Genomic DNA, 25,689 nt, shown 5'->3' with positions numbered 1-25,689 from the left:
ATGCAGGTCATGAGTACCTGCACTTTGCTGGCGCGAGCCAATAAAAAACCGCCCCGAAAGGCGGTTTTTATGGGGCTACAGCTGCGGGTTACAGGCCGTTGGCGGCTTTGAACTCGCGGCGGCGGCGGTGCAGGACTGGCTCGGTGTAGCCGTTCGGCTGCTTGGCGCCTTCGACCACCAGTTCCAGGGCAGCCTGGAAGGCGATGTTGCTGTCGAAGTTCGGTGCCAGCGGACGGTACAGCGGGTCAGCGGCGTTCTGACGGTCAACCACCGGCGCCATGCGCTTGAGGCTGGCGACGATCTGCTCTTCAGTGGCGATGCCATGACGCAGCCAGTTGGCCAGCAGTTGGCTGGAGATGCGCAGGGTGGCTCGGTCTTCCATCAGACCGACGTCGTTGATGTCGGGTACCTTGGAGCAGCCGACGCCCTGGTCGATCCAGCGCACCACGTAGCCGAGGATGCCCTGAGCGTTGTTGTCCAGTTCGTTCTGGATCTCCTCGGCCGACCAGTTGGTGTCCTTGGCCAGCGGGATGCTCAGGATGTCGTCCAGCGAGGCGCGCTCGCGCTTGGCCAGTTCGGCCTGACGGGCGAACACGTCGACCTTGTGGTAGTGCAGCGCGTGCAGGGTGGCGGCAGTCGGCGATGGAACCCAGGCGGTGTTGGCACCGGCCAGTGGGTGCATGACTTTCTGCTCGACCATCGCGGCCATTAGGTCGGGCATGGCCCACATGCCTTTGCCGATCTGCGCACGACCTTGCAGGCCAGTGGCCAGGCCGATATCGACGTTCCAGTTTTCGTAGGCGCTGATCCACTTCTCGGCTTTCATGGCGGCCTTACGCACGACGGCGCCGGCTTCCATGGAGGTGTGGATCTCGTCACCGGTACGGTCGAGGAAGCCGGTGTTGATGAACACCACGCGCTCGCTGGCGGCCTTGATGCAGGCTTTCAGGTTGACGGTGGTGCGGCGCTCTTCGTCCATGATGCCGACTTTCAGGGTGTTGCGAGTCAGACCGAGGACGTCTTCAACGCGACCGAAGATTTCGGTGGTGAAGGCGACTTCTTCCGGGCCGTGCATTTTCGGTTTAACGATATAAACCGAGCCGGTGCGGGTGTTCTTACGGCTGGTATTGCCATTCAGGTTGTGCACCGCGATCAGGCTGGTGAACAGCGCGTCCTGGATGCCTTCCGGAATCTCGTTGCCCTGGGCATCGAGAATCGCCGGGTTGGTCATCAGGTGGCCGACGTTGCGCACGAACAGCAGGCTGCGGCCGTGCAGGGTCAGCTCGCTGCCGTCCGCCTTGGTGTAGACGCGGTCCGGGTTCATGGTGCGGGTGAAGGTCTGGCCACCTTTGGCGACTTCTTCTGCCAGATCGCCCTTCATCAGGCCGAGCCAGTTTTTGTAGACCACGACCTTGTCGTCGGCATCGACGGCAGCAACCGAGTCTTCGCAGTCCATGATGGTGGTCAGGGCCGCTTCCATCAGCACGTCTTTGACGCCGGCGGCGTCGGTGCTGCCGATCGGGCTGGAGGCGTCGATCTGGATTTCGAAGTGCAGGCCGTTGTGCTTGAGCAGCACGGCGTGCGGCGCGGCAGCGTCGCCCTGGAAAGCGATAAACTGCGCGGCGTTTTTCAGGCCGGCTTCGCTACCGTTGTTCAGGCTTACAGCCAACTGGCCGTTCTTCACGACATAAGCAGTCGCGTCAACGTGGGAGGCACCTTCCAGCGGTGCGGCTTCGTCAAGGAAGGCGCGGGCGAAGGCGATCACTTTGTCACCACGGACCTTGTTGTAGCCGCGGCCTTTCTCGGCGCCGCCTTCTTCGCTGATCACATCGGTGCCATACAGCGCGTCGTACAGCGAGCCCCAGCGGGCGTTGGAGGCGTTCAGGGCGAAGCGCGCGTTCATCACCGGTACGACCAGCTGTGGGCCGGCCAGGCGGGCGATTTCTTCGTCGACGTTCTGTGTGGTGGCCTGGAAGTCTGCCGGTTCCGGCAGCAGGTAACCGATTTCTTCGAGGAAGGCTTTGTAGGCTGCCGCGTCATGGGCCTGGCCTGCACGGGCCTGGTGCCAGCCGTCGATCTGCGCCTGAATCGCATCGCGTTTGGCGAGCAGCGCACGGTTTTTCGGGGCCAGGTCATTGATGACCGCTTCGGCACCTGCCCAGAACTTGTCGGCAGCAATGCCGGTACCGGGGATGGCTTCGTTATTCACGAAGTCGAACAGCACTTTGGCAACCTGCAGGCTGCCTACTTGAACGCGTTCAGTCATCACTTGCCTCACTCTGCTCAGCTCTACTCAATAACCGCGTCGTACATGGAAAATCAGTCATGTAGTCCGAGGCGCGGCATACTACATCAAGATCCCGGGAAAATCAGTGGGTGCGCGTCGCTCTGCGACCAAGAAGTGCTTTGCAGTCACTACATGCGGCTTTTTGTCGCGATAATTTTTGAATATTGTTTCATATAAATCGAAAAACAGTACACAGTTTATTGCCTCGATTTCCCGTTAACTGAGCCGCGAGCGCCTGCCTATACTGCTGCGACGTCGTTATGGAGCGTGAGACCCATGCATATACAGACAGCTACGGCTGCCGACCTGTCGCCGCTGAGCGAGTTGTTTGGCGCTTACCTGGCGTTTTATGAAGTGGCCAAACCGCAGGCGCAGGTGGAGGCGTTCCTTGCTACGCGCTTGCAACAGGGTGACTCGGTCATTCTGTTGGCCCGCGATGCCAAGGGTGTTGCGCTGGGTTTTGTTCAGCTCTACGCCTTTTTCTCCTCGCTGGCTCTGCAGCCGGCCTGGCTGCTCAGCGATCTCTACGTCAGCCCGCAGGTACGCCGGCAGGGCGTTGGCGAGGCGCTGATGAATGCTGCGCGCACGCACGCCGAAGCTACTGGTGCATGCGGTTTGCAGTTGGAGACGGCAAAGAGCAATCTGCCAGGACAAGCCCTCTACGAACGCCTGGGTTATGTGCGTGATGAGGTGTTTTATACCTACTGGCTGGCACTGAAGTGAGCCGCGGATAAGGAGTTGCACATGGATCATCTGGTATTGACGGTTATTGCCGAGGATCAGCCGGGGCTGGTCGAGCGCATCGCCCAGTGCATCAGCGAGCACGGCGGCAACTGGCTGGAGAGCCGCATGTCACGTATGGCCGGGCAGTTCGCCGGGATTCTGCGCGTTGATGTACCGCTGGCTGCACACGCCGGCCTGGTCACGGCGCTGGAAGCCTTGCAGGCGCAGGGTATCCGCGTGCAGGTCGCCGCTGGCGGCAGTCAGCTCGCGGGTAGCTGGCGGGCGATTCGCCTGGAGTTGGTGGGCAATGATCGCGCAGGCATCGTGCGCGACATCACCCGTCTTCTCAGCAGCCACGGGGTCAATGTCGAGAGCTTGAGCACCGAAGTGGTGCCGGCGCCGATGAGTGGCGAGTTGCTGTTCCAGGCCCAGGCCCTGCTGGGCGTGCCGCAGAGCCTGACACTGGAGCAACTGCAGAGCCAACTGGAAACCCTGGCCGATGACCTGATGGTTGAGCTAAAGCTGCACGTCGAGGAGTAAGAACCTGTTCACGATCTGCTGCGCGTCGGCCCTACTGCGTTAAAAACAGGCTCGGAATGCTCATTTACAGCTCGTAGACTCCGCTTCCTCGCCTGTTTTTGCCTTGTATGGCTCTAGCTCGCGAGATCGTGAGCAGGTTCTAAGCCCAGCTTTATCCACGATGCATGTGGATAACTCTGTGCGTAGCATGAGGAGCCCCGGAGCACCGCCTAGTGCCCCGGGGCTTTTTTCTAAGTGCTTATTTTTTAAGCACTTAGCGGCGTGTTGTGCACAGCGGCCGGGGATGCTTCTGTGTATAAGCCGGGGGCAACTGGCTGCAGGCCAATGACTTCAGGCGTTACCGGTGTCTGGTTGTTTTTTAGTCAGGTTGGCGTTTGCGCAGGCTTAGCCACGCATCGACGCTGTAGATCGCCAGTCCCGTCCAGATGCAGATAAAGGCCAGCAGCTTGCTCGGGTCGAAATGCTCACCGAACAGGAAGACGGCCTGCAGCAGCACCAGCGTGGGTGCCAGGTACTGCAGAAAACCCAGGGTGGTATAGGGCAAGTGGCGGGCGGCGGCGTTGAAGCACACCAGCGGTACCAGGGTGATCGGGCCGGCGGCGATCAGCCAGAGCGCTTCCGGCGTGCTCCAGAAATCAGCCTGGGTACTCATCGCTGCGGGGTGCAGCAGCAACCAGCCGAGCGCCAGCGGCAGCAGTAGCCAGGTTTCCACCACCAGACCAGGCAGGGCGGCCACCGGCGCCTGTTTGCGGATAATCCCGTAGAAGCCAAAGGTCAGCGCCAATACCAGCGACACCCAGGGAATGCTGCCGACCTGCCACAACTGTTGCAGCACGCCCAGTGCGGCCAGGGCTACAGCCAGCCACTGCAGACGACGCAGGCGTTCACCGAGAATCAGCATGCCCAGCAGCACGTTGACCAGCGGGTTGATGTAGTAGCCCAGGCTGGCTTCGAGCATGCGCTCGTTATTTACCGCCCACACATACACCAGCCAGTTGCTGGCGATCAGCACGCCACTCAGGGCCAGCACGGCAAAGCGTTTGGGGTTATTCAGCAGCTCGCTCAGCCAGCCGGGATGCTTCCACACCAGCAGCAACAGCGCGCCGAACAGCGCCGACCAGAGTGCACGATGGACGATGATTTCCAGCGCCGGGACGCTCTGGATGGCTTTGAAGTAGAGCGGGAACAGGCCCCAGATGATGTAGGCGGTCAGGCCGAGAATATACCCGCGACGCGGGTTGGCGGTGGCCATGCTGGGTCCTTGCTTAGGCGGCTAACTAATGAGCGGTGATTCTAGACGGCACGACCTGAGGTTGTCCGGGCAGGCAGGATTTTATTCAAGCCAAAACCCCACTTGCCTGTAACAAAGACGTTACGGGCGCTGGGCGAACTGTAGTGGTCAGCCCGCTAGCTCGATTACGTCCGGGCTCCTTAGGGGAGGCGTTAGAACAGCTTTAGCGGCTCTTCATCCAGCGCGGACAGTTGCTCACGCAGGATCAGGATCTGCTCGCCCCAGTAGCGTTCGCTGCCAAACCAGGGAAAGCTCATGGGGAAGGCCGGGTCATCCCAGCGCCGCGCCAGCCAGGCGCTGTAATGCATCAGGCGCAGGGCGCGCAGGCCTTCGATCAGCGGCAGTTCGCGGGGGTTGAAGTCGTGAAACTCCTGATAGCCGTCCATCAGCTCCGAGAGCTGGCCAAGGCGCTCGTGGCGTTCGCCGGCGAGCATCATCCACAAATCCTGTATCGCCGGCCCCATGCGGCAGTCGTCGAGGTCGACCATATGAAAGGTCTCGTCGCGGCACAGCAGGTTGCCCGGGTGGCAATCGCCATGCAGGCGGATCGCCTGCATCGGGTGGGCGGCGAACAGCGTATCCAGGCGGCCCAGCAGGTCACGCGCCACCGACTCGTAGGCCGGCAACAGGCTGCGTGGAATAAAGTTGCCATCGAGCAGGGTGGCCAGCGAGGCGTGGCCGAAGTTGCTGACCTGCAGGGCTTCGCGGTGGGCAAACGGCTTGAGTGAGCCGACCGCATGCAGGCGGCCAAGCAGTTGGCCGAGGCGATACAGTTGGTCGAGGTTGCCAGGCTCCGGCGCGCGGCCGCCACGCCGTGGAAACAGGGCGAAGCGAAAACCCTGATAGCTGAACAGGGTTTCGCCGTCGCGTAGCAGTGGCGCCACCACCGGCACTTCGCACTCGGCCAGCTCGAAGCTGAAGCTGTGCTCTTCGCGGATGGCTGCATCGGTCCAGCGATCCGGGCGGTAGAACTTAGCGATCAGCGGCGTCTCGTCCTCGATGCCTACCTGGTAGACACGGTTTTCATAGCTGTTCAGCGCCAGTACGCGGGCGTCGCTGAGGTAACCGAGGCTCTCCACGGCATCCAGCACCAGGTCGGGCGTGAGTGCGGCAAATGGATGGGACATGGTCGGCTCCGGAGCAATTGGCTGCAAAGTGTACTCCTTAACGGTCGTTGGCCGCTCAATCACCAGGCTTTGGCGTGCGCGCCAGGCAGTACACATCGACCCGCGCTGCGCCGGCCTTTTTCAATAGCCGCGCCAGGCTTTCGGCGGTGGCGCCGGTAGTCAGCACATCATCAACCAGCGCCACATGCCGGCCACTGACTGCGCTGTCCGGCGCCAGGGCAAATGCTTTGCGCAGGTTGCGCTTGCGCGTGGCGGCATCCAGTTGCTGTTGCGCTGGGGTGTCGATGACCCGCAACAACCAGTTTGCTTGCAGCGGCAGTTGCAGGCTGGCGCTCAGCCATTCAGTGAGCAGGCCGGCCTGGTTGAAGCCGCGCTGCCGTTGACGTCTGTCGGCCAGGGGCACAGGCAGCAGCAGATCAGGGCGCGGCAACCCTTCATCGAAGGCATGTTGCAGATGCTGTGACAAAAGCTCACCGAGCAGACGTCCCAATGACCACTTGGCCTGATGCTTGAAACGGGTAATCAGGCTGTCGACGGGAAAGGCGTAACGCCAGGGCACTTCGACCTTGCTGAAGCTCGGCGGTTTTTTCAGGCAGGCCCCGCACACCAGACCTTGGCTGGGCAGCGGCAGGGCACAGACCTGGCAATGCCCGCCAAGCCAGGGCAGCTCGGCTTCGCAGCTGGTACAGATGGCCAGTGCGGCGTCTGCTGCTTCATCGCAGAGCAAACAGATTTGCTTGCTTTTTAACCAGTTGTAAACCGGGTGCTGTGAGTTGGGTTGACAGCGCATACGCCTTCCATAACTATGCCGAACATCCGTGTCGTGTCCGCTGAATCTAGCAGGACGCAGCCAACAATAAGGAATTACCGATGAGCGCCACCACCGCCGCCAACCTGCGTCACGACTGGACTCTTAGTGAGGTCAAGGCGCTCTTCGAGCAACCGTTCAACGATCTGCTGTTCCAGGCGCAGACCGTGCACCGCGCGCATTTCGACCAGAACCGTGTGCAGGTCTCGACCCTGCTGTCGATCAAGACCGGCGCCTGCCCGGAAGACTGCAAGTACTGCCCGCAGTCCGGCCACTACAACACCGGTCTGGACAAACAGAAGCTGATGGAAGTGCAAAAGGTGCTGGAGGCCGCCGCCGAGGCCAAGGCCATTGGCTCCACCCGTTTCTGCATGGGCGCGGCGTGGAAGCACCCGTCGGCCAAGGACATGCCTTACGTGCTGAAGATGGTCGAAGGCGTTAAAGCCCTGGGCCTGGAAACCTGCATGACCCTGGGTAAGCTGGATAAAGAGCAGACCCAGGCTCTGGCCGCTGCGGGCCTCGACTACTACAACCACAACCTCGACACCTCGCCGGAGTTCTACGGCAATATCATCACCACCCGCACTTACGGCGAGCGCCTGGAAACCCTGGCGTATGTGCGTGAATCGGGGATGAAGATCTGCTCGGGCGGCATCCTCGGCATGGGCGAATCGCTGGACGACCGCGCTGGCCTGCTGATCCAGCTGGCCAACCTGCCGGAGCACCCGGAGTCGGTGCCGATCAATATGCTGGTCAAGGTTGAAGGCACGCCGTTGGCGGGCGAGAAGGATGTCGATCCGTTCGACTTTATTCGCATGCTCGCTGTTGCGCGGATCATGATGCCGCAGTCGCATGTGCGGCTGTCCGCCGGCCGTGAGGCGATGAACGAGCAGATGCAGGCCCTGGCGTTCTTTGCCGGCGCCAACTCGATCTTCTACGGCGAGAAACTGCTGACCACCAAGAACCCGCAGGCCGACAAGGACATGCAGCTGTTCGCCCGCCTCGGCATCAAGCCTGAGGAGCGCGAAGAGCACGCCGATGAAGTGCACCAGGCCGCCATCGAGCAGGCGCTGGTCGAGCAGCGCGATTCCAAGCTGTTCTATAACGCCGCGGTCTGATGGCCGTGCTCTGAATCGGTAGGAGGGGCTTTAGCCGCGATTCGACGCAAGGTCGGTCGCGGCTAAAGCCCCTCCCACGATATTGCGTCCTTATTGTCCAGGTGCCTATGTCTTTCGACCTTGCCGCCCGCCTCGCCGAGCGTCGCGCCGCCAATCTGTATCGTCAACGCCCGCTGCTGGAGTCGCCGCAAGGGCCCTTGGTGCAGGTCGATGGTCGGCAATTGCTGGCCTTCTGTTCCAACGACTACCTCGGCCTGGCCAACCACCCCAAAGTGATCGAAGCCTGGCGTGCCGGGGCGGCGAAATGGGGCGTGGGCGGCGGCGCCTCGCATCTGGTGATCGGCCACAGCACCCCGCATCACCAGCTCGAAGAAGCGCTGGCTGAGTTCACCGGTCGCCCCCGCGCGCTGCTGTTTTCCACCGGCTATATGGCCAACCTCGGTGCGGTTGCTGCGCTGGTCGGGCAGGGCGATAGCGTGCTGGAAGATCGCCTTAATCATGCCTCTCTGCTGGATGCCGGCCTGCTCAGTGGTGCGCGCTTTTCCCGCTACCTGCACAACGATGGCGTCAGCCTGGCCAATCGCCTGCGCAAGGTGAGCGGCAATACCCTGATCGTCACCGACGGCGTGTTTAGCATGGACGGCGACCTGGCTGATCTGCCGTCGCTGTGTGCCGAAGCGCGCCGCACCAATGCCTGGGTGATGGTCGATGATGCCCATGGTTTTGGCCCGCTGGGTGCAACCGGCGGTGGCATTGTTGAGCACCTCGGCCTGGGCCTGGATGATGTGCAGGTGCTGGTCGGTACCCTGGGCAAGGCTTTCGGTACGGCCGGTGCCTTTGTCGCTGGCAGTGACGATTTGATCGAAGCCCTGGTGCAGTTCGCCCGGCCCTATATCTACACCACCAGCCAGCCGCCGGCGCTGGCCTGCGCCACCCTGCAAAGCCTGGAGCTGCTGCGCAGCGAACACTGGCGGCGCGAGCACCTGAATGCCCTGATCCAGCGTTTCCGCGAAGGCGCAAAGGCCATTGGCCTGGAGCTGATGGACAGTGCGACGCCGATCCAGCCGATCCTGATTGGCGACAGCGGCCGCGCCCTGCAGCTGTCACAGATGCTGCGCGATCGCGGTTTGCTAGTGACGGCGATTCGTCCGCCCACCGTGCCCGCCGGCAGTGCCCGCTTACGCGTTACCTTGTCCGCCGCGCACAGCCTGGAGCAGTTGGAACTGCTGCTGGAGGCTTTGGCCGAATGCTGGCCCCTGCTAACGGATGAGGCGGCCGTGCATGCGTGATCGACTGATTCTGTTGCCCGGCTGGGGGCTGGGCACTGCGCCCTTGCAGCCGCTGGCTGAGGCCCTGCGCGGTCTCGACCCGCGTCTACATGTCGACATCGAGCCTTTGCCGACGCTGGATTCCAGTGATCCGGCCGACTGGCTGGATGAGCTGGATGCCACCCTGCCTCAGGACGCCTGGCTTGGCGGCTGGTCGCTTGGCGGTATGCTCGCGACTGAGCTGGCTGCGCGGCGTGGCGAACGTTGCAGCGGGCTGCTGACCCTGGCCAGCAACCTGCGCTTTGTCGCTGAGTCGGATTGGCCTGTGGCTATGCCCCCCGAGACCTTTGATGCGTTCCGCCAGGGCTGCGCCGTTGACGCGCCCGCTACCCTGAAGCGGTTTACACTGCTCTGCGCTCAGGGCGCAGTGGATGCTCGCAGTCTGTCGCGGCAGTTGCTCGGCGCGGCTCCGCAACCACAGTCCGCCACTCTGTTGGCCGGGCTGGATTTGCTCGCCAACCTGGATACGCAGGCAGCGCTGCAGGCCTTTGTCGGCCCGCAGCTGCATCTGTATGCCGGCGCCGATGCGCTGGTTCCAGCGAGCGCCGCGCAGGCCTTGCTGGAGTTGTTGCCAGATGTCGAAGTCGGCCTGATTGATAACGCCAGCCACGCCTTTGCCCTTGAACGCCCGCATGAAATTGCCGCAGCGATTCAGGCTTTTCTGCACGAGGCCGGTGATGACTGATCTGGCCCATGACCCACTCGGCGGCCTGCCGGATAAACGTCAGGTGGCGGCGTCGTTCTCCCGCGCGGCGCAGAGCTACGACAGCGTGGCGGCTCTGCAGCGCAACGTGGGGCAGCAGTTGCTGGCGCAGTTGCCGGCGGCGATCAGCCCGGCTCGTTGGCTCGATCTGGGTTGTGGCACCGGCTATTTCAGTCGCGCGCTGGGCGAGCGTTTTCCGGCCAGTCAGGGCGTGGCTGTGGATATCGCCGAAGGCATGCTGCAGCACGCTCGGCCGCTGGGCGGCGCGCAACAGTTTATTGTCGGCGATGCCGAGCGCCTGCCGTTGCGTGATGCGTCCTGCGACCTGCTGTTTTCCAGCCTGGCGCTGCAGTGGTGTGCGGATTTTTCTGCGGTGCTTGGCGAGGCCGCACGAGTGCTGCGCCCTGGCGGTGTGCTGGCGTTCAGCAGCCTGTGTGTCGGCACCCTGCAGGAGCTGCGCGACAGTTGGCAGGCGGTGGATGGCTTTGTTCACGTCAACCGCTTCCGCCGGTTCGAGGATTACCAGCGCCTGTGCGCGGGTAGTGGGTTGACCTGTGCAAGCCTGCAAACCACCCCGCAAACCCTGTACTACCCGGATGTGCGCAGCCTGACCCATGAACTGAAAGCCCTCGGCGCACACAACCTCAATCCCGGCCGGCCCGGCGGTTTGACTGGGCGGGCGCGTATGCTGGCATTGCTTAACGCCTATGAGCAGTTTCGACAGCCGCAAGGACTGCCAGCGACTTATCAGGTGGTCTACGGCGTATTGCGCAAGGGTTGAGATAAGCGCGGCCTGCCCTGAGTGACCGCAGAACGTCGTCAATACTCCTCACCAGAGATCGTTATGAGCCAAGCATTTTTCGTCACCGGCACCGACACCGAAATCGGCAAAACCACCATCGCCGCCGGGCTGCTGCACGCGGCACGCATGGCCGGGCTGTCGACTGCTGCGGCCAAACCGGTGGCATCCGGCTGCATGCGCACAGCGGATGGTCTGCGCAACGACGACGCGCTGGCATTGCTCGGCGAATGCACCCTGGCGCTGCGCTATGACGAGGTCAATCCGCTGGCCTTCGAGCCGGCGATTGCCCCGCATCTGGCGGCGCGCGAGGTCGGTGTATTGCTGGATGTTGCAGCGTTGCAGGGGCCGGTGCAGGCCGTTCTGGACAAGCAGGCAGACTTTACCCTGGTCGAAGGGGCTGGCGGCTGGCGGGTGCCATTGGCCGGCCAGGAAGCCTTGTCGGATCTGGCGATTGCCCTGCAGTTACCGGTGATTCTGGTGGTCGGCGTGCGTCTGGGTTGCATCAATCAGGCATTGCTCAGCGCTGAAGCCATCCTGCGTGACGGCCTGCCGCTGGCGGGCTGGGTGGCCAATCTGGTTGACCCGCACACCTCGCGTCTTGAAGACAATCTGGCGACCCTGGCCGAGCGGCTACCGGCACCCTGCCTGGGCTATGTTCCGCGCCTGGCCGAAGCCACGCCGGCTGCGGTTTCCGGCTATCTCAACCTCGATCTATTACACCGCGCGCTATAAGCAGGCCAAGTGCCATAGCCTTTTGCTTGTACGTTTTTCGAGCAACTTCTGCTTCAATTGATTCGTTAGAGATTTGTCGCAGCGGGAGCTTGGGCATGGAAATTTCAGGAAGCGCTTTCAACTCGGGCATCAGCACCATTCAATCCGGCCAGCGCCGGGTCGATCAGGCTGCGGCGGATATCGCCAGCAATGCGCTGGGTCCGCAACCGCAGCCAACTTCTGCGCCGCCGGCCAATCAGGTTAACCCTTCGCCGAGTTCGGCCGAGCAGACCCGTCCCGATCTGGCGGAAAGCCTGGTTGCCCTGCGCCAAGGCCAGAATGAGGCAGAAGCGGGTGCCAAGGTGGTGAAAACCGCCGATGAAGTGCTCGGTACCCTGATCGATACAAAGGCCTGAGTCGCCCGCCCCGAGCGTACTCATGCCTGGCAATGAGGCAGCAATTGCGGGGCGAGGAGTCATTGCATGCAGATTGGCGGCGCAACGTCTTATCCTGCGCCTGCAGCCACGCTACTGCCGGCTCGGCTTCTTGCGTCCAATATTTCCCCTGATGTATCCCCCGATATTACCCGCGCCGCTCAGGCGCCGATAACCGCTGCCCAGCCGTTGGCCGATGAGCAGTCGGCTTCTGCGCGTGAGGAAGCCGATAAACCTGCCGACTCTTCCGCCAATCGCGATCAGACCAAGAGCCGCGAAGGTGAAGCCAGCCCACAGCAGCAACGTCTTGAACAACTGGAAATCGCCAAGTTGGTCAGCCGTGATCAGGAAGTGCGCACCCACGAGCAGGCGCACGCGGCGGTCGGCGGCCGCTATGCCGGTGCGCCAAGCTACACCTATGAACGTGGCCCGGATGGTAAGCGTTATGCGGTGGGTGGGGAGGTGAGCATCGACACCAGCCCAATCCCCAATGATCCGGAAGCCACCCTGCGCAAGATGGAAGTTGTCATCCGTGCCGCACTGGCGCCTGCTGAACCCTCTGCTCAGGATCGGCAGGTCGCCGCACAAGCGCAGTTGCAGATGGCCGAGGCCAGGGTCGAGCTGGCGCAACAGCAGCGCAGCGAAGCGCAGGCTGCCAGTGAGGCGCGTGCCGAGCAGCTTAAAACAGAGAACGAAGAAAAGCCTGATGAGGAGGAAAAACCCACCAAGGCTGGTCAGCAGGAGCTGCCGCCACCGCCTAGTCTTGATCTGTACAGGCAGCTCAGCGGTTTGCAGACGCCTCCTACGGTTATCGATCTGGTGGCGTGAACGGCGCTTGGGGTGCTTGACATTAAATAGGCATAAACGTATGTTTCAAACGCTTGTTTGATTAGCTCGCCTGCCAAGGGGCTGTCGAGCGCCGGGATTGCTCCCGAAAACGACCGAATATCCGGTCACCTACACACTAAGAATCCACCGCAGAGGTTAACCGCTATGCCTGATTACAAGGCCCCCTTGCGTGATATCCGTTTCGTACGCGACGAACTGCTCGGCTACGAAGCGCATTATCAGAGCCTGCCTGGCTGCCAGGACGCTACTCCGGACATGGTCAGCGCCATTCTTGAAGAAGGTGCCAAGTTCTGTGAGCAAGTGCTGTCGCCACTGAACCGTGTAGGTGACCTCGAAGGCTGTACCTGGTCCCCGGAAGGCGTGAAAACCCCTGCTGGCTTTAAAGAAGCCTACCAGCAGTACGTTGAAGGTGGCTGGCCGAGCCTGGCTCATGACGTTGACCACGGTGGTCAAGGTCTGCCTGAGTCGCTGGGTCTGGTACTGAGCGAAATGGTTGGTTCGTCCAACTGGTCGTGGGGCATGTACCCGGGCCTGTCGCACGGTGCAATGAACACCATCTCCGAGCACGGTACCGACGAGCAGAAGCACACCTACCTGACCAAGCTGGTATCCGGCGAATGGACTGGCACCATGTGCCTGACCGAGCCACATTGCGGTACCGACCTGGGCATGCTGCGCACCAAGGCCGAGCCTCAGGCTGACGGCACCTACAAAGTGTCCGGCACCAAGATCTTCATCTCCGCTGGCGAACACGACATGGCCGATAACATCGTCCACATCGTTCTGGCCCGCCTGCCGGACGCGCCGCAAGGCACCAAAGGTATTTCGCTGTTCATCGTGCCGAAGTTCACCGTCAATGCTGACGGCACTGTGGGCGCGCGCAACGCCGTGTCCTGCGGCTCGATCGAGCACAAGATGGGCATCCACGGCAACGCCACCTGCGTGATGAACTTTGACGGCGCCACCGGTTACCTGATCGGCCCAGCCAACAAAGGCCTGAACTGCATGTTCACCTTCATGAACACGGCGCGTCTGGGTACTGCTCTGCAAGGTCTGGCCCACGCCGAAGTCGGCTTCCAGGGCGGCCTGAAGTACGCTCGCGAGCGTCTGCAGATGCGTTCTTTGACTGGTCCGAAAGCGCCGGACAAAGCCGCTGACCCGATCATCGTCCACCCGGACGTGCGTCGCATGCTGCTGACCATGAAAGCCTTCGCTGAAGGTAACCGTGCGATGGTGTACTTCACTGCCAAGCAAGTGGACATCGTCAAATACAGCAAAGACGAAGCCGAGAAGAAAGCGGCAGACGAGCTGCTGGCCTTCCTGACGCCAATAGCCAAAGCCTTCATGACCGAAGTCGGCTTCGAAGCCGCCAACCACGGCATGCAGATCTACGGTGGCCACGGCTTTATCGCCGAGTGGGGCATGGAGCAGAACGTTCGCGACTGCCGTATCTCCATGATGTACGAAGGCACCACCGGCATTCAGGCCCTCGACCTGCTGGGTCGCAAGATCCTGATGACCCAGGGCGGCGCGCTGAAGAACTTCACCAAGATCGTGCACAAGTTCTGCCAGACCAACGAGTCCAACGACGCCATCAAAGGCCTCGTCGAGCCGCTGGCCAAGCTGAACAAGGAGTGGGGCGATATCACCATGAAGATCGGCATGGCCGCGATGAAAGATCGCGAAGAAGTCGGTGCTGCATCGGTGGATTACCTGATGTACTCCGGTTATGCCTGCCTGGCTTACTTCTGGGCCGACATGGCGCGTCTGGCTGCCGAGAAGCTGGCTGCTGGTGCTGAAGACGAGGCTTTCTACAAGGCCAAGCTGCAGACTGCCAACTTCTACTTCGCACGCATCCTGCCGCGTACCCGTGCGCACGTTGAAGCCATGCTGTCTGGCGCCAACAACCTGATGGACATGGCCGAAGAAGACTTCGCGCTGGGCTACTAAGCCGCCGTCCTCTTCAGGTCAAAGAAACCGCCGCCCCTTGGGGCGGCGGTTTTTTTATGCCTGTCACCTAGGCAGCGCGCAGCACAGGCCGGCAGTGTGTCGATTTGCCGATCAGGTTCCGTGCGAATTTCTGCTGTTACAGGCAAACTGCGCGGCGTTGTCCACTTTTTACCGTCGTGTGGGGCTCGCCTTGTCGCGTTTTGCTGCTGTGCGCTTCAGTCATTTTCTGCCTTCGCTGCTGCTTCTGCTCAGCGGGGTGTTGCTGGCGCGGCTGGCGGTACTGAACGAGTTTTTCACCTCGTTGTTCAACGTATTGCCGACGCTCTTGCTGTTACTCGGCGGAGCGTTCTGTCTCGTCTATGGCCGTCAGCGTGAGGTGTTTCTGCTGCTGACGCTGTACCTCGGCTACTTTCTGCTCGATACCCAGGTCGATCACTTCCGTGCCACTGGCCAGGTACGCAGTGATACGGCGCTGATCTTTCACCTGTGCAGTCTGCTGCTGCCTCTGCTTTACAGCCTGTATGCCGCCTGGCAGGAGCGTACCCACCTGCTGCAGGACATGGTCGCCCGTGCGGCGGTGCTGCTGGCTGTGGGAGCGGTGAGTGTGGGGCTGGCACAGCGCTTTCCCGAGGCGTTGTTGCACTGGCTGTCGCAGGTGCGTTGGCCAGCGTTGCAGTTCGACGGGTTGGCGCTGATACAGCTGGCTTATCCGGTGTTTCTCCTCGGGCTGGTTGTGCTGTTGGTGCAGTACCTGCGTGCGCCACGTCCGCTGCATGCGGCGCAGTTACTCGGTCTGGGCGGGCTGCTGTGGATGCTGCCGAATACCTTCATCCTGCCCAATGCGCTGAATGTGATCAGCAGCCAGATCATGCTGATGCTGGTGGCGGCTCTGGCGCATGAGGCCTATCAGATGGCTTTTCGCGATGAGTTGACCGGCCTGCCGGGCCGGCGTGCGCTGAATGAGCGCTTGCAACGCCTGGGTCGCAGTTACGTGATTGCCATGGCCGACGTTGACCATTTCAAGAAATTCAACGACACCCACGGTCACGATGTCGGCGATCAGGTGCTGCGTCTGGTCGCCAGCCAACTGCGCAAGATCGGCGGGGGCGGCAAGGCCTACCGCTATGGCGGCGAGGAGTTCACCTTAGTGTTTCCCGGCAAGACAGTTGAAGAATGCCTGCCGCATCTCGAGCAGGTGCGCCAGGCCATCGAGCACTATCGCTTGCAACTGCGTGATCAGCAGCAACGCCCGCAGAACGACAAGCAGGGGCGTCAGCGTCGGGCGGGCAAGGCGGCGTCGCAGGTGGCCGTGACCATCAGCATGGGCGTGGCCGAGCGTGGTGCGGATCAGGCCAGCCCGGATGAGGTCATCAAGGCCGCTGACCAGGCGCTGTACAGCGCGAAAAGTGCCGGGCGTAATTGCATTCGCAGCCACGGCCAGCGGCGCGGTGCGGTCAAGCTGGAGCCGAGCATCGGCCAGTGAGGCGGCGCGCTTATGGCGCTGTATTCAGCAGTTCTACGGTCGTTGTTGGCGCGGCCTGCTACGCCTTAGCGTGGTGGGCTGAAGCGACCCCATGAATCTGCTGGAGCCTGACCATGCCTGACTACAAAGCCCCGCTGCGCGACATGCGTTTTCTGATCGATGATGTCTTCGACTTCCATGGCAGTTACGCCGCCCTGGGGGCCACTGATGCCAGCCCGGACATGGTCAGCGCGATTCTCGAAGAGGGCGCGAAGTTCTGTGAGCAGGTGCTGGCGCCACTGAACCGTAGCGGTGACGAAGAAGAGTGCCAATTCAACAATGGCCACGTGACCACGCCCAAAGGCTTCAAGGAAGCCTTCGCCCAGTATGTCGAAGGCGGCTGGAATGGCCTGGCGGCTGACCCGGCTTACGGTGGTCAGGGTTTGCCGCACTCGCTGGGGCTGATGGTCAGCGAGATGGTCGGCGCCAGCAACACCTCCTGGGGCATGTACCCCGGTCTGACCCACGGCGCCATGTCGGCGATTCACGCTCACGGCAGTGAGGCGCAGAAGCAGACCTACCTGAGCAAACTCACCGAAGGCCGCTGGACCGGCACCATGTGCCTGACCGAGGCCCACTGTGGCACTGACCTGGGCCTGATCAAGACCCGCGCTGTGCCGCAGGCCGATGGCAGTTATGCCGTGACCGGCAGCAAGATCTTTATCTCCGCCGGTGAGCACGACATGAGTGAGAACATCGTCCACCTGGTGCTGGCCAAGTTGCCTGACGCGCCGGCCGGCACCAAGGGCATCTCGCTGTTTATCGTGCCCAAGTTCCTGCCGGATGCGACCGGAGAAGCGGGTGCGCGCAATGGCGTGAGCTGCGGTTCGATTGAACACAAGATGGGCATCAAGGCTTCTGCCACCTGCGTGATGAACTTCGACAGCGCCACCGGTTACCTGATCGGTGAGGCCAACAAAGGCCTCAACTGCATGTTCACCATGATGAACCATGCGCGCCTCGGCACCGGCATGCAGGGCCTGTGCCTGGGTGAAACCAGCTACCAGGGCGCGCTCAAGTACGCCAACGAGCGCCTGCAGATGCGTGCCCTCAGTGGGCCGAAGGCGCCGGAAAAGGCTGCCGACCCGATCATCGTGCACCCCGATGTGCGGCGCATGCTGCTGACTATGAAGGCCTTCAACGAAGGCAACCGGGCGTTGGCCTACTTCACCGCGCAGTTACTTGATCAGGCCCATCGCGCCGACAGCAGCGAGCAGCGTGAAGCGGCTGAGAACCTGCTGGCTTTCCTCACCCCGATCTGCAAGGCCTTTATGACCGAGACTGGCCTGGAAGTGACCAACCATGGCATGCAGGTGTTCGGCGGCCATGGCTTTATCCGCGAGTGGGGCATGGAGCAGCTGGTGCGTGACTGCCGGATTGCCCTGATCTACGAAGGCACCAACGGTATCCAGGCCCTCGACCTGCTCGGGCGCAAGGTGCTGGGCAGCCAGGGCAAGCTGCTACGCGGGTTCACCAAGATCGTTCACACCTTCTGCGTGGCCCAGGCAGAACACCCGCAGCTCAAGGGCTATGTCGCGCAACTGGCCACGCTCAATCAGCAATGGGGTGAATTGACCCAGAGCATCGGTATGGCGGCGATGAAAAAACCCGACGAAGTCGGCGCCGCCTCGATGGATTACCTGATGTATTCCGGCTACGTCACCCTGGCCTATTTCTGGTTGCGCATGGCGCTGGTGGCGCAGGCCAAACTGGCGGCTGGTGAGGGCGACGCGGCGTTCCACCAGACCAAGCTGGCCACCTGTGAGTTCTACTTCAAGCGCCTGTTGCCGCGTACTGCTGCACACCTGGCGGCTGCCCAAGCGGGCAGTGCCTGCATGATGGAGTTGCCGGCGGAAAACTTCGCCCTCTGACGGACGGCCAAGCCGCGCAAAAGCCCGCCTTCTAGCGGGTTTTTGCCTGTTGGGGCCGGCCAAACGGTTTGTGGCCTGCTGGTCACGACGCGACCCTATGTGTCTGAAATGTTGTTCGGTTAGACTTCAGGCACTTCCGTATACCTGTTGGTTTGTTCGAGGATTTGCCCCATGGCTGACTACAAAGCTCCCCTGCGCGATATGCGCTTCGTGCTCAATGAAGTGTTTGAAGTGTCCAAGCTGTGGGCCCAATTGCCGGGCCTGGCCGAGGTGGTGGATGAAGACACCGCAGCGGCGATTCTCGAAGAAGCCGGCAAGGTCACCGCTGGCGTGATCGCCCCGCTGAACCGCAGCGGTGACGAAGAAGGTTGCAGCTGGACTGATGGCGCGGTGAAAACCCCGGCCGGCTTCCCCGAGGCTTACCAGACCTACGCCGAAGGCGGCTGGGTTGGCGTTGGTGGCGACCCGGTATTCGGCGGCATGGGCATGCCCAAGGTGATCTCGGCCCAGGTCGAGGAAATGGTCAACTCGGCCAACCTGTCGTTCGGCCTGTACCCGATGCTGACCGCCGGTGCTTGCCTGTCGATCAACGCCCACGCCAGCGAAGAGCTGAAAGAGAAATACCTGCCGAACATGTACTCCGGTGTTTGGGCCGGTTCCATGTGCTTGACCGAGCCGCACGCCGGCACCGACCTGGGCATCATTCGCACCAAGGCCGAGCCGCAAGCCGACGGCAGCTTCAAGATCAGCGGCACCAAGATCTTTATCACCGGCGGTGAGCACGACCTGACCGAAAACATCATCCACCTGGTACTGGCCAAGCTGCCGGACGCACCGGCTGGCCCGAAAGGCATCTCGCTGTTCCTGGTGCCGAAAGTCATGGTCAATGCTGACGGTTCGCTGGGTGAGAAGAACTCGCTGTCCTGCGGCTCCATCGAACACAAGATGGGCATCAAGGCCTCGGCCACCTGCGTGATGAACTTCGACGGCGCCACCGGCTGGATCGTCGATGCGCCGAACAAGGGCCTCGCCGCTATGTTCACCATGATGAACTACGAGCGTCTGGGCGTTGGCATCCAGGGCCTGTCCCTGGGTGAGCGCAGTTACCAGAACGCCGTGGAATACGCCCGCGACCGCATCCAGAGCCGTGCGCCGACCGGCCCGGTGGCGAAAGACAAAGCTGCCGACCCGATCATCGTGCACCCGGACGTGCGCCGCATGCTGCTGACCATGAAAGCGCTGAACGAAGGCGGCCGTGCCTTCTCCAGCTACGTGGCCATGCAGCTGGACACCGCCAAGTACAGCGAAGATGCCGCTACCCGCAAGCGCGCGGAAGAGCTGGTTGCTCTGTTAACTCCGGTGGCCAAAGCCTTCCTCACCGATATGGCGCTGGAAACCACCGTGCACGGTCAGCAGATCTTTGGCGGCCACGGCTTTATTCGTGAGTGGGGCCAGGAGCAGCTGATTCGCGACTGCCGCATCACTCAGATCTACGAAGGCACCAACGGTATTCAGGCGCTCGACCTGGTTGGCCGTAAAGTGGTCGGCAGTGGCGGTGCGTTCTACAAGCACTTCGCTGAAGAGATCAAAGCCTTCACCGACAGCGCCGACGCCTCGCTGGCCGAGTTCGTCAACCCGCTGAAAGACGCCATCGCCAACCTGGAACTGATGACCAGCGACCTGCTGGAGCGCGCCAAGGCCAATCCGAACGAAGTCGGTGCCGCCTCGGTCGAGTACCTGCAAGTGTTCGGTTACACCGCCTACGCCTACATGTGGGCGTTGATGGCGCGTACCGCACTGGCCAAGCAGGATCAGGACGAGTTCTACGTGAGCAAGCTGGGTACCGCGCGTTTCTTCTTCGCCCGCCTGCTGCCGCGTATCCACTCGCTGACCGCTTCGGTTAAAGCCGGTAGCGAGTCGCTGTACCTGCTGGACGCGGCGCAGTTCTAAGCGCTGTCTCGCGACAAACAAAACCCCGGCCTTGTGCCGGGGTTTTGCGTTCTGGTGGGTTGAACTGGTGCTTCAGGCGGTTTGCAGTGCTGGGAGTTTGGTCTGTATTTGTATAGTCATTTATCGATTAAAAGTTGATTCTGTAGGTTTTTAGGTTTATTTGTATATACAAATAAAGCGGAAGCCTACCCATGCCTTGTACATCTTCCATTCAGTTGTGGCGTGATCTTGTGCTGTTTGATGGCGAGCAGACCTACCCGCAGCCCATGGCCTTATGGGTGCAGGATGGGCGCATCGCCGGGCTTTGCGCAGAAGCCGAGTTCGACACGAAGACGCTGACCGATGCGCTTGAGGTGGGGCGCGGCGGGGTGATGACGCCAGGCCTGGTGGATTGCCACACGCATCTGGTCTATGCCGGCAACCGCGCGGCTGAATTTGAGCAGCGCCTTGAAGGCGTCAGCTACGCCGAGATCGCCAAGGCCGGCGGCGGCATCCTCAGCAGCGTGCGCGCCACCCGCGCGGCCAACGAGGACGAGCTGCTGGCGCAGAGCCTGCCGCGTGTGCAGGCGCTGCTGGACGACGGCGTGACCAGCCTGGAAATCAAATCCGGCTACGGTCTGACTGTCGATGATGAGCTGAAGATGCTGCGCGTCGCCCGTCGCCTGGGTGAGGTGTTGCCGCTGCGCATCACCACCACCTTGCTCGGCGCCCATGCCTTGCCGCCTGAATTCGCCGGCGACAGCGACGGCTATATCGCCCTGGTGTGCAACGAGATGATCCCGGCTGCGGTTGCCGAAGGCCTGGTCGATGCGGTGGATGTGTTCTGCGAACACATCGCCTTTAGCCCGGCGCAGTGCGAGTTGGTGTTCCAGGCCGCGCAGCGTCACGGCCTGCCCATCAAGGTGCATGCCGAGCAGCTGTCCAATCAGGGCGCCAGTGTCCTGGCTGCGCGTTATCAAGGGCTTTCGGCCGACCATATCGAGTTTCTCGACGAGGCCGGGGTGCAAGCCATGGCCGCCGCCGGCACCGTAGCGACCCTGCTGCCGGGGGCTTTCCATACCTTGCGGGAAACCCAGCTGCCACCCATCGCGTTGCTGCGTAAGCACAATGTGCCGATGGCTCTGGCCAGCGATGCCAACCCCGGCACCTCGCCGATCTGCTTCCCTACTTTGATTCTCAACCTGGCCTGCACCCTGTTCCGTTTGACCCCGCGCGAAGCCCTAGCCGGCATGACCGCCCACGCTGCCCGCGCCCTCGGCCGCCCGGACCTGGGGCGGATCGAGGCGGGTGCACCCGCCGACCTGTGCCTGTGGGACGTGCAGCAACCCGCCGAGCTGGCCTATGCGGTGCAGCCGGGCCGGCTGCGGCAGCGCATCTTCAACGGCGTTATTAGCTACAGCAAAGAGGCCAACAGCCATGCACGCTGATCGCAACTCCATGGGTCTATGGCAGGGACGCATCGACCCTGAGCCGGACAGCCCGCGCTGGCACCAACGCATCCAGGCGCTGAGCATGGACAGCCAGCCCGGCGTCGTCTTGCTCGGCTTTGCCAGCGATGAAGGCGTGCGGCGTAACCAGGGGCGCGTCGGCGCGGTTAATGGTCCGCCGGCTATCCGTAAGGCGCTGGCCAATCTGGCCTGGCACCGTCAGGGCCCGGCCTATGACGCCGGCGATGTACTGTGCGCCGATGGTGATCTGGAAGGCGCGCAAGCGCGCCTCGGTCGCAACGTCTGCGCGCTGCTGGATGCCGGGCATCTGCCGGTCGTGCTGGGCGGCGGCCATGAGGTGGCCTTTGGCAGCTGGCAGGGCATCGCCGAGCATCTGGCCGGCTGCTCTTCACAGGCAGCGGCGCCGCGTATCGGCATTATCAATTTCGATGCGCACTTCGACCTGCGCGACCCAGCCCATGCACGCTCCTCGGGTACGCCATTCGCACAAATCGCCGAGCAATGCGCCGCCCGCGGCTGGTCGTTCGCCTATGCCTGCCTCGGGGTCAGCCGCGCCAGCAATACCCGCGCGCTGTTCCAGCGCGCCGCCGAACTGAACGTACTGGTGCGTGAAGACCGCGAGATCCGCGAGGCCAGCCTGGCAGACATCAGCGCTGAGTTGCAGAGCTTTATCGCCAGCTGCGATGCGATCTACCTGACCATCGATATCGACGTGCTGCCGGCTTGCGAAGCCCCCGGCGTCAGCGCCCCTGCTGCGCGTGGCGTGCCGCTGGCGCTGCTTGAACCCTTGCTGGAAACCGTGCGCGACAGCGGCAAATTGCGCCTGGTCGATCTGGCCGAACTCAACCCCGAATACGACATCGACGCTCGCACCGCCAAGGTTGCGGCGCGTTTGATTCATCTGCTGACGCTTACGCACTGAGCCCAAGAACAGGAGCCCGACATGAGCCTTTTCCGTGACAGCGAAATTCGCGCCGCCCGTGGCACGCAACTGACCGCCAAGAGCTGGCTGACCGAAGCGCCGCTGCGCATGCTGATGAACAACCTTGACCCGGAAGTGGCCGAGAACCCCAAGGAACTGGTGGTTTACGGTGGCATCGGCCGTGCCGCACGCAACTGGGAGTGCTACGACAAGATCGTCGAAGTGCTGACCCGCCTGGAAGACAACCAGACTCTGCTAATTCAGTCCGGCAAGCCGGTTGGCGTGTTCGAGACCCACAAGGACGCACCGCGTGTGCTGCTGGCCAACTCCAACCTGGTGCCGCACTGGGCCAACTGGGAGCACTTCAACGAACTGGATGCCAAGGGCCTGGCCATGTACGGCCAGATGACCGCCGGCAGCTGGATCTATATCGGTAGCCAGGGCATCGTCCAGGGTACTTATGAAACCTTTGTCGAGGCCGGTCGCCAGCATTACGGCGGCAGCCTCAAGGGCAAGTGGGTGCTGACCGCAGGCCTCGGCGGCATGGGCGGCGCGCAGCCATTGGCCGCCACCCTGGCCGGCGCCTGCTCGCTGAATATCGAGTGCCAGCAATCGCGTATCGATTTCCGCCTGAAGACCCGCTATGTCGATGAACAGGCCAGCGATCTGGACGACGCCCTGGCGCGTATCGACAAGTACACCGGTGAAGGCAAGGCCATCTCCATTGCCCTGTGCGGCAACGCGGCCGAGATCCTGCCGGAACTGGTCAAGCGCGGGGTGCGCCCGGATATGGTCACCGACCAGACCAGCGCCCACGACCCACGCCACGGCTACCTGCCGATTGGCTGGGGCTGGGACGAGTACGTGGCCCGTGGCAAAACCGAGGAAGCCGTGGTGGTCAAGGCCGCCAAACAGTCCATGGCCGTGCATGTGCGCGCCATGTTGGCCTTCCAGCAGATGGGCGTGCCGACCTTCGACTACGGCAACAATATCCGCCAGATGGCCCTGCAGGAGGGCGTCGAGAATGCCTTCGACTTCCCCGGTTTTGTCCCGGCCTATATCCGTCCGCTGTTCTGCCAGGGCATCGGCCCGTTCCGCTGGGTGGCACTGTCCGGCGACCCCGAGGACATCTACAAGACCGATGCGAAAGTGAAAGAGTTGATCCCGGGCGACGCCCACCTGCACAACTGGCTGGACATGGCCCGCGAGCGGATTGCCTTCCAGGGCCTGCCGGCACGTATCTGCTGGGTCGGCCTGAAAGACCGCGCGCGTCTGGCTCAAGCCTTCAATGACATGGTCGCCAGCGGCGAGCTGAAAGCGCCGATCGTCATCGGTCGCGACCACCTCGACTCCGGCTCGGTGGCCAGCCCCAACCGTGAAACCGAAGCCATGCAGGACGGCTCCGATGCGGTCTCCGACTGGCCATTGCTCAATGCCCTGCTGAATACCGCTGGCGGCGCGACCTGGGTGTCGCTGCACCATGGTGGCGGCGTCGGCATGGGCTATTCGCAGCATGCCGGGGTGGTCATAGTGGCCGACGGTACACCGGATGCCCGCGCTCGTCTTGGTCGCGTGCTGCGCAACGACCCGGGCACCGGGGTGATGCGTCACGCCGATGCTGGTTATCAGATCGCCGTTCATTGTGCCCGCGAGCAGAGCCTCGATCTGCCGATGATTGGCGCAACCCAAGGAGCCCATGCATGAGCCCGTTTACCCTGCACCCCGGCCAGTTGACCCTGGCCCAACTGCGCGCCGCCTACCAGGCTCCCGTGCGCGTGACCCTCGCGGAATCGGCCTACACGGTCATCGACGCCAGTGTCGCTTGCGTCAACGGCATCATCGCCGAAGGTCGTACCGCTTACGGCATCAACACCGGTTTCGGCCTGCTGGCCTCGACCCGTATCGCCACTGAGGATCTGGAAAAGCTGCAGCGTTCGCTGGTGCTGTCGCATGCCGCCGGCATCGGCGAGCCGCTGGATGACGCCATGGTGCGGCTGATCATGCTGCTCAAGGTCAACAGCCTGGCGCGAGGCTTTTCCGGCATTCGCCGGCAAGTGATCGAGGCGCTGATCGCGCTGATCAATGCCGAGGTTTACCCGCATATTCCGCTCAAGGGTTCGGTGGGTGCTTCCGGTGACCTGGCGCCGCTGGCGCATATGTCGTTGGTGCTGCTGGGTGAAAGTCAGGCGCGTTATCGCGGTGAGTGGCTGCCGGCAACCGAGGCGTTGGCGATTGCCGGTTTGCAGCCCATGACCCTTGCCGCCAAGGAAGGCCTGGCGCTGCTCAACGGCACCCAGGTGTCGACGGCCTACGCCCTGCGCGGCCTGTTTGAGGCTGAGGATCTATTTGCTGCGGCCAGCGTTTGTGGCGGCCTGACCGTCGAGGCTGCGCTGGGCTCGCGAGCGCCCTTTGATCCACGCATCCATGCCGCCCGTGGCCAGCGCGGGCAGATTGACGCAGCCGCCATCTATCGCCACCTACTTGGCGACAGCAGTGAAGTCGGTCGCTCCCACGAAGCCTGCGACAAGGTGCAGGACCCGTACTCACTGCGTTGTCAGCCGCAGGTCATGGGTGCCTGCCTGACCCAGCTGCGCCAGGCCGCCGAAGTGCTTGGGGTCGAGGCCAACGCGGTGTCGGATAATCCCCTGGTGTTCGCCGCCGAGGGTGAGGTGATTTCCGGTGGCAACTTCCACGCCGAACCGGTGGCCATGGCCGCCGACAATATCGCCCTGGCCATCGCCGAAATCGCCTCGCTCTCCGAGCGGCGCATCTCGCTGATGATGGACAAGCATATGTCGCAGCTGCCGCCATTTCTGGTGGCCAATGGCGGGGTCAACTCCGGCTTTATGATCGCCCAGGTCACCGCCGCCGCCCTGGCCAGCGAAAACAAGGCGCTGGCCCATCCGCACAGCGTCGACAGCCTGCCGACTTCTGCCAACCAGGAAGACCACGTGTCCATGGCCCCGGCCGCCGGCAAGCGCTTGTGGGAGATGGCCGCCAACACCCGGGGCGTACTGGCCATCGAATGGCTGGGCGCCTGCCAGGGGCTGGACTTCCGCGAAGGGCTGAAAAGCTCGCCGCTCCTTGAGCAGGCGCGTCAGACGCTGCGCTCGCAGGTGCCGTATTACGTCGAAGACCGCTTCTTCGCCCCGGATATCGAAGCGGCTAATGCCTTGCTCGCCGAGCGTGTGTTGACCCCGCTGTTGCCGAACGGGGTATTGCCATCGCTGGCGTGAACCGTGCAGCCCTTTCCATGGTGGGAGAGGGCAGGTAAGCCGGTTATTATCCGCGCACCGGGACCACCC

Annotated in this window: 21 protein-coding genes; 17 read left to right on the top strand and 4 right to left on the bottom strand. The window is 62.5% G+C overall.

Features of this window, described 5'->3' with window-relative positions:
• Positions 1-88 precede the first annotated feature (88 nt).
• Positions 89-2,266, bottom strand: coding sequence for a malate synthase G (locus tag ACOCLD_RS00590; protein ID WP_422910456.1), 2,178 nt, complete (start codon positions 2,264-2,266; stop codon positions 89-91).
• A gap of 297 nt (positions 2,267-2,563) precedes the next feature.
• Here ACOCLD_RS00590 and ACOCLD_RS00585 point away from each other — a divergent pair, with 297 nt between their 5' ends.
• Both ACOCLD_RS00585 and ACOCLD_RS00580 read left to right on the top strand, forming a co-directional pair.
• Entirely contained in the window at positions 2,564-3,010 is a 447-nt protein-coding gene (locus ACOCLD_RS00585; RefSeq protein ID WP_422910455.1) for a GNAT family N-acetyltransferase, read from the top strand.
• A 21-nt stretch (positions 3,011-3,031) separates the two neighbouring features.
• On the top strand, positions 3,032-3,550 hold the full coding sequence (locus ACOCLD_RS00580) for a glycine cleavage system protein R (protein WP_422910454.1): 519 nt from the start codon (positions 3,032-3,034) through the stop codon (positions 3,548-3,550).
• Positions 3,551-3,908: 358 nt separating this feature from the next.
• Here ACOCLD_RS00580 and rarD read toward each other — a convergent pair whose 3' ends face one another.
• The 3 genes from rarD to ACOCLD_RS00565 form a co-directional block, all read right to left on the bottom strand.
• Entirely contained in the window at positions 3,909-4,802 is an 894-nt protein-coding gene (gene rarD, locus ACOCLD_RS00575; protein WP_422910453.1) for an EamA family transporter RarD, read from the bottom strand.
• Positions 4,803-4,993: 191 nt separating this feature from the next.
• Entirely contained in the window at positions 4,994-5,968 is a 975-nt protein-coding gene (locus ACOCLD_RS00570; RefSeq protein WP_422910452.1) for a serine/threonine protein kinase, read from the bottom strand.
• A 55-nt stretch (positions 5,969-6,023) separates the two neighbouring features.
• Positions 6,024-6,758 carry a ComF family protein gene (locus ACOCLD_RS00565; RefSeq protein WP_422910451.1) on the bottom strand — a complete coding sequence of 245 codons (735 nt, stop codon included), beginning with the start codon at positions 6,756-6,758 and terminating at the stop codon, positions 6,024-6,026.
• 80 nt (positions 6,759-6,838) lie between these two features.
• Between ACOCLD_RS00565 and bioB the strand changes: the two genes are divergently transcribed.
• The 15 genes from bioB to hutH all read left to right on the top strand — a co-directional run bounded on the left by bioB (position 6,839) and on the right by hutH (position 25,620).
• The gene (bioB, locus tag ACOCLD_RS00560) at positions 6,839-7,894 is read left to right on the top strand and encodes a biotin synthase BioB (RefSeq protein ID WP_392541761.1); all 1,056 of its coding nucleotides are present in this window, start codon (positions 6,839-6,841) and stop codon (positions 7,892-7,894) included.
• A gap of 107 nt (positions 7,895-8,001) precedes the next feature.
• Positions 8,002-9,183: an 8-amino-7-oxononanoate synthase gene (gene bioF, locus ACOCLD_RS00555; RefSeq protein WP_422910450.1), complete on the top strand. Its 1,182-nt coding sequence runs from the start codon at positions 8,002-8,004 to the stop codon at positions 9,181-9,183.
• Positions 9,176-9,907, top strand: a complete 732-nt coding sequence (locus ACOCLD_RS00550) for an alpha/beta fold hydrolase (protein ID WP_422910449.1) — start codon at positions 9,176-9,178, stop codon at positions 9,905-9,907. Before bioF ends, ACOCLD_RS00550 begins: the two co-directional genes overlap by 8 nt.
• Entirely contained in the window at positions 9,900-10,706 is an 807-nt protein-coding gene (gene bioC / locus ACOCLD_RS00545; protein ID WP_422910448.1) for a malonyl-ACP O-methyltransferase BioC, read from the top strand. The genes ACOCLD_RS00550 and bioC overlap by 8 nt, the downstream gene beginning before the upstream one ends.
• A 63-nt stretch (positions 10,707-10,769) precedes the next feature.
• On the top strand, positions 10,770-11,459 hold the full coding sequence (gene bioD / locus ACOCLD_RS00540) for a dethiobiotin synthase (protein WP_422910447.1): 690 nt from the start codon (positions 10,770-10,772) through the stop codon (positions 11,457-11,459).
• A gap of 95 nt (positions 11,460-11,554) precedes the next feature.
• Entirely contained in the window at positions 11,555-11,854 is a 300-nt protein-coding gene (locus tag ACOCLD_RS00535) for a hypothetical protein (protein ID WP_422910446.1), read from the top strand.
• 66 nt (positions 11,855-11,920) lie between these two features.
• On the top strand, positions 11,921-12,700 hold the full coding sequence (locus ACOCLD_RS00530) for a putative metalloprotease CJM1_0395 family protein (RefSeq protein ID WP_422910445.1): 780 nt from the start codon (positions 11,921-11,923) through the stop codon (positions 12,698-12,700).
• A 165-nt stretch (positions 12,701-12,865) separates the two neighbouring features.
• Positions 12,866-14,671 (top strand): phenylacyl-CoA dehydrogenase, encoded by a 1,806-nt coding sequence (locus tag ACOCLD_RS00525; RefSeq protein ID WP_422910444.1) that lies wholly within the window; start codon positions 12,866-12,868, stop codon positions 14,669-14,671.
• 190 nt (positions 14,672-14,861) lie between these two features.
• Positions 14,862-16,154 (top strand): diguanylate cyclase, encoded by a 1,293-nt coding sequence (locus ACOCLD_RS00520; RefSeq protein ID WP_422910443.1) that lies wholly within the window; start codon positions 14,862-14,864, stop codon positions 16,152-16,154.
• Positions 16,155-16,267: 113 nt separating this feature from the next.
• Entirely contained in the window at positions 16,268-18,064 is a 1,797-nt protein-coding gene (locus tag ACOCLD_RS00515; protein WP_422910442.1) for an acyl-CoA dehydrogenase C-terminal domain-containing protein, read from the top strand.
• A gap of 171 nt (positions 18,065-18,235) precedes the next feature.
• Positions 18,236-20,014, top strand: coding sequence for an acyl-CoA dehydrogenase C-terminal domain-containing protein (locus ACOCLD_RS00510; protein ID WP_422910441.1), 1,779 nt, complete (start codon positions 18,236-18,238; stop codon positions 20,012-20,014).
• A gap of 191 nt (positions 20,015-20,205) precedes the next feature.
• Positions 20,206-21,441, top strand: a complete 1,236-nt coding sequence (hutI, locus tag ACOCLD_RS00505) for an imidazolonepropionase (RefSeq protein ID WP_422910440.1) — start codon at positions 20,206-20,208, stop codon at positions 21,439-21,441.
• Positions 21,431-22,384, top strand: a complete 954-nt coding sequence (hutG, locus tag ACOCLD_RS00500) for a formimidoylglutamase (RefSeq protein WP_422910439.1) — start codon at positions 21,431-21,433, stop codon at positions 22,382-22,384. The genes hutI and hutG overlap by 11 nt, the downstream gene beginning before the upstream one ends.
• Before the next feature lie 21 nt (positions 22,385-22,405).
• On the top strand, positions 22,406-24,088 hold the full coding sequence (gene hutU / locus ACOCLD_RS00495) for a urocanate hydratase (RefSeq protein ID WP_422910438.1): 1,683 nt from the start codon (positions 22,406-22,408) through the stop codon (positions 24,086-24,088).
• Positions 24,085-25,620, top strand: a complete 1,536-nt coding sequence (hutH, locus tag ACOCLD_RS00490) for a histidine ammonia-lyase (protein WP_422910437.1) — start codon at positions 24,085-24,087, stop codon at positions 25,618-25,620. The genes hutU and hutH overlap by 4 nt, the downstream gene beginning before the upstream one ends.
• Positions 25,621-25,689 lie beyond the last annotated feature (69 nt).

Source organism: Pseudomonas cimarronensis, assembly GCF_049331905.1.
GTDB lineage: Bacteria > Pseudomonadota > Gammaproteobacteria > Pseudomonadales > Pseudomonadaceae > Aquipseudomonas.
The sequence above is the reverse complement of the archived record's forward strand: the minus strand, read 5'-3'. Positions and strand labels throughout refer to the sequence as shown.